This window comes from Nocardioides sp. (genome assembly GCF_034670285.1).
GTDB lineage: Bacteria > Actinomycetota > Actinomycetes > Propionibacteriales > Nocardioidaceae > Nocardioides.
Genome location: NZ_JAXMNS010000289.1, coordinates 1 through 5,058 on the forward strand (window position 1 = coordinate 1; position 5,058 = coordinate 5,058).

Sequence of the window (5,058 nt, forward strand, 5' to 3'; positions counted from 1 at the left end):
CCCCGAGACTGACCAGCTGGTCGAGCGTGCCGCCGTGGGCCACGAGCTTCTCGACGAAGCCATCCTCGGTGAGCAGGCGGTCGATGAGTCCTCCGGGCTCGGTGAGCCGGTCGACCGCGCCACCGGGGGCGAGCAGTCGCTCGAGCACGCCCTGGTCGGCGACCAAGCGGTCGAGGGCACCCCCCTCGGCCAGCAGCCTCTCGAGGGCACCGTCGCGGGCCAGCAGGCTCATCAGCGGACCGTCGTCCTCCATCAAGCGGTCCAGCACACCGTCGCGCGCCAGAAGCCGGCCGAGCGGACGGTCGTGAGCAGTGAGGTCGGTCAGGGTCGCCACCAGGCGCATCGCCCCGGCCTCGTCACGCACGAGGTCCATGAGCTGGGCGAGGTAGCCACGCTCGCCGATGACCTGGAGCACCAGCTCGGCGTAGCCCCCCGGACGACGGATCGGACCGTCGGGGGCCGCGAGGGTGCCGACCGCGAGCGTCGCGCGGGTCGCGGCGACGGCGATCCGGAACGGCAGGGTCGCCGCTTCGGTGAGGGTCTCGGTGAGAGTGGGTCGAGCAGGGAGCGCGAGCTCTGGTGCGGCCATGAGGCAACGGTATCGGCCGTACTACCGTCCTGGCATGGACTTCGCCTCGCTGGAACCTCTCGAGGGCGGCTGGTCGGGGGAGACCTTCCTGGCCCGGGTCGCGGGTGGTGACCTCCAGGTGGTCCGGATCCACGCCCGCAACCCGGGACGCGCCGAGGTCGACGCCGCACTGATGCGGCTGGTCGACTCGTTGGTGCCCGTGCCGCAGGTGCTCGAGGTGCGCCCGCCCGAGGGCGACCTGCCGGCGCTCCTGGTGACGTCGTACCTCCCCGGTGAGCGGGGAGACCTGGTGCTGGCGCGGCTCGGCGGCGACGACCTCGCCGTGCTGGGCGACCACGTGGGCACGCTCGTGGCGACCCTCGGCGGCATGCCGTGGCCGCGGGCCGCCGAGCTCGTCGCGGTCACCGACGGTGGCCTGGTGCTGCGCGCCTTCGAGGGCACGACGGTCGACTTCGTCGAGGCGGCGCTGGCCGGTCCGCTGGCGCGGTGGAGCGAGGACGACGCCGCGGGCCTGCTCGCGGTCGCCGACGAGGCCGACATCCGTCTGACCACGGTCGGCCGTCGGTGCCTGGTGCACAGCGACCTGAACCCCAAGAACCTGCTGGTCGATCCCGACACCCTCGAGATCACCGGGCTCGTCGACTGGGAGTACGCCCACGCCGGTCATCCCTTCACCGACCTGGGGAACGTGCTGCGCTTCGACCGATCGCCGGCGTACGTCGACGCGGTGCTGGCCGCTTACGCGCGGCTGCGTGGCACGCCGCCGGGTGAGGCGCTGCGCCTGGCTCGGGCTGCGGACCTGGTCGCGCTCGTCGACCTGGCCGGGCGAGCGGGGCAGAACCCCGTCGCCGACCGCGCCGAGCACCTGCTGCTGGAGATCGTCCGCACCGGAGACCTGTCAGCAGCTCCCGGCTGAGGTCGGGTGGCACGTGGTCGGGTGGTGGAGATGACGAAGCGACCCGGGGCGGTGCCCCGGGTCGCCCGGTGAGTCAGTCGGTCATTCGGTCAGTCACTGACGCTTTCCGCGGATCCTGAACTTTCCGCCGTTCTTCGAGTTGTTGAAACCCTGGTCACCCTTGAACCTGAAGCTGACCGTGTACTTGCCCTTCCTCAGGCCCTCGAGGTTGAACTGGGCAACACCCTTCTTGTCCACCGGCGTCGTAAGACGGGCGATGGGCTTGCTGGTGCCGTTCTTCTTCCTCTTGACGACGATCGCTCGCATCTTGCCGGTGGGGACGACCTTGCTGCCCTTCACCCGGACCTTCGCCTTGAGGTAGGCCTGGCGCGAGCCCTTGGTCGAGATCGCCACGCCCACGGTGCGGGTGTCGGGGGTCGGGGTAGGCGTGGGCGTCGGCGTCGGCGTCGGCGTCGGCGTCGGCGTCGGGGTGGGCGTGGGCGTCGGGGTCGGGGTCGGGGTCGGGTCGACGGTTGGCGTCGGCGTTGGCGTGGGGTCGACCGTGGGCGTCGGGGTCGGGGTCGGGGTCGGCGTCGGCGTCGGGTCGACGGTGGGCGTCGGGGTCGGCGTAGGGGTCGGCGTCGGGGTCACCGTGGGTGTGGGGTCGACGGTCGGAGTGGGGGTCGGGGTGGGGTCCGGGGTGCACGTCACTCCACCGACCGGGGCCTTGGCGCTGACAGCCATCGGGAACAGGTCGAGGTCGACCACGGTGAGGCCGAGGGGGAGGAGCACGAGGTCCACCTCGAGCACCGCAGCCCGGGCGCTCGCCTCGGTGCCGTCCTCGCTCTCGACGAGGTCGGTGACCTCGCCGAGGCTCAGACGCAGCTGCAGCAGTGGGTTGTCGGGCACGGCGAAGTCCAGCGGGAGGTCGTCGGCAAAGAGCGTGCCGCCGGATCCTGCGACGTCGACCTCGATCACCGGGTCGGCGTAGGTGACCGTTGCGCCACCGGCGGTGCCGCTTGCAGTGGCGGTCAGCGTGGGCGTGTCGAGGACCCGCACGGCGATGCTGCCGAGCAGGTTGAGGTCGACGGCCGAGCCCTCGGCCACGGACTCGACGCTGCGGAGCTCGGCCGAGGGAGTCTCGATCAGGCTGGTGGTCTGGGTGACCGACACGGTGTCCAGGATCGCCACCAGGTCGGCGACACCCGGAATCGGGAGGACAGCCGCCTCGGCGGTGGTGACCTTCGACCGGGTCAATGCCACGTCACCGGGCAGGCAGGTGTCGTCGCCGCCCCAACGGGCCGAGGCCGTCGCGTTGGAGACCCCGAGGTTCAGCACGGGGCTCGTGGTGAACGGGATGATGTCGTCAGCGGCGCCGTCCGGGTTGTCGGGCGGTGCGGTCTGGCTCGTCGTGGCCAGGTGGTTCAGCGGCACCGCCCCGGCGAGGAGGGTGCCGTCGAGGTTGGTGGCGGCTGCGGACGAGCGCGGGTCGAGCGCCGTACCGGTGGAGCCGACGGCGTCGGCGAGGCTGAGGTCGCCGGCCGAGAGACCGGCCGCTGCCACGGCCGTGAGGTCGAGGATGCCCGACTCCGAGGTGCCCTCGAAGGCGGGCAGCGTGAAGGCGGCGCGCGTGACCGCGGGGGCGGCCTGTGAGGACGCGGTCACGGCGAAGGTGGCGGTGCTACCCAGGACGGCGACGGCCGTGCACGCAGCGACCGGGGCGACGCGTCGCCGTACTGCGTCCAGCCAGGGCGAACCCGGCCGTCGCGAGGTGGGGTGCGGGGGGATGGGAGGTGTCATCGGAAGGCTCCATTCCTGAGCGCGGCCCGGAGGGATGTGGGCCAGTCGGGGGGAGTCGAGAAGCAGGACCTCGAGGTGTAGTGCGCTCACCCCGGAGGGCCTGCCAGCACGACACGTGTCCGGTACCCCCTCACGGGTGAGGTATGCCCATCTGACGCATCCGCCCCACCCGCACCTCGGTTGGACGTCACCGTGACGGCGGGCGTAGTCTCAGAGGCTGCGCCTGCTGTCTGCCCGGACCCAATCCGACGCGGACCGTGGCTCGCTGCCCGACCAGGACGTGCACGCACATCTCGGCGGCGGTGAAACAGGACGACAGGCGTGTCCACACGACTTCTGCCCATCAAGGAATCATTTCCCCTATGACATCCACCCTCAACTTCCCTCTTCCCTCCAGCTATGACGACAACGCGCCCCAGGTCGCGATCAACGACATCGGCTCCGAAGAGGACTTCCTCGCCGCCATTGATCTGACGATCAAGTACTTCAACGACGGAGACATCGTCTCCGGCACCATCGTCAAGGTCGACCGCGACGAGGTCCTGCTGGACATCGGCTACAAGACCGAGGGCGTCATCCCCTCGCGTGAGCTGTCCATCAAGCACGACGTCGACCCCTCCGAGGTTGTCTCGGTCGGCGACGAGGTCGAGGCTCTTGTTCTCCAGAAGGAGGACAAGGAAGGCCGGCTGATCCTGTCCAAGAAGCGCGCCCAGTACGAGCGCGCCTGGGGCACCATCGAGCAGGTCAAGGAGGAGGACGGCGTCGTCGAGGGCACCGTCATCGAGGTCGTCAAGGGCGGCCTCATCCTCGACATCGGCCTGCGCGGCTTCCTGCCCGCCTCGCTCGTCGAGATGCGTCGCGTCCGCGACCTGCAGCCCTACGTGGGTCAGACCCTCGAGGCCAAGATCATCGAGCTCGACAAGAACCGCAACAACGTGGTCCTGTCGCGCCGTGCCTGGCTCGAGCAGACCCAGTCCGAGGTTCGCCACGGCTTCCTCACCCAGCTCCAGAAGGGCCAGATCCGCAAGGGTGTCGTGTCCTCGATCGTCAACTTCGGTGCCTTCGTGGACCTCGGTGGCGTCGACGGCCTCGTGCACGTCTCGGAGCTGTCCTGGAAGCACATCGACCACCCCTCCGAGGTCGTCACCGTCGGCGACGAGGTCACCGTCGAGGTGCTGGACGTCGACATGGACCGCGAGCGCGTCTCGCTGTCGCTCAAGGCGACCCAGGAAGACCCGTGGCAGCACTTCGCCCGCACCCACCAGATCGGTCAGATCGTGCCCGGAAAGGTCACCAAGCTGGTGCCCTTCGGCTCGTTCGTCCGCGTCGAGGAGGGCATCGAGGGTCTGGTGCACATCTCCGAGCTGGCCGAGCGCCACGTGGAGATCCCCGAGCAGGTCGTCCAGGTCAACGACGACGTCATGGTCAAGATCATCGACATCGACCTCGAGCGTCGTCGGATCTCGCTGTCGCTGAAGCAGGCCAACGAGACCGCCACCGCTGCCGACGTCGAGGAGTTCGACCCGACGCTCTACGGCATGGCTGCGACCTACGACGAGGCCGGCAACTACGTCTACCCCGACGGCTTCGACCCCGAGACGGGCGAGTGGCTCGAGGGCTTCGACGAGCAGCGTGCGGTCTGGGAGGACCAGTACGCCAAGGCGCACACGCGCTGGGAGGCGCACGTCAAGCAGCAGGCCGAGGCCAAGCAGGCCGACATCGAGGCCAGCGAGGCGACGTCCTACTCCTCCGCCACCGGCGGCAGCGACGAGGA

General features: G+C 70.0%; 4 protein-coding genes. 2 read left to right on the forward strand and 2 right to left on the reverse strand.

What is annotated here, in order from left to right:
• Window positions 1-589 (reverse strand): hypothetical protein (locus tag VOI19_RS14065; RefSeq protein ID WP_323793590.1); only part of this gene is annotated, 589 nt, incomplete at its 3' end.
• Between the two features lie 34 nt (window positions 590-623).
• On the opposite strand from VOI19_RS14065, the gene VOI19_RS14070 reads away from it, so the two are divergent.
• A complete protein-coding gene (locus tag VOI19_RS14070; RefSeq protein WP_323793591.1) occupies window positions 624-1,505 on the forward strand; it encodes a phosphotransferase family protein in 882 nt (293 codons plus the stop codon).
• Window positions 1,506-1,598: 93 nt separating this feature from the next.
• On the opposite strand, the gene VOI19_RS14075 is transcribed toward VOI19_RS14070, so the two are convergent.
• On the reverse strand, window positions 1,599-3,284 hold the full coding sequence (locus VOI19_RS14075) for a hypothetical protein (RefSeq protein ID WP_323793592.1): 1,686 nt from the start codon (window positions 3,282-3,284) through the stop codon (window positions 1,599-1,601).
• 362 nt (window positions 3,285-3,646) lie between these two features.
• On the opposite strand from VOI19_RS14075, the gene rpsA reads away from it, so the two are divergent.
• Window positions 3,647-5,058 (forward strand): 30S ribosomal protein S1 (rpsA, locus tag VOI19_RS14080; protein WP_323793593.1); only part of this gene is annotated, 1,412 nt, incomplete at its 3' end.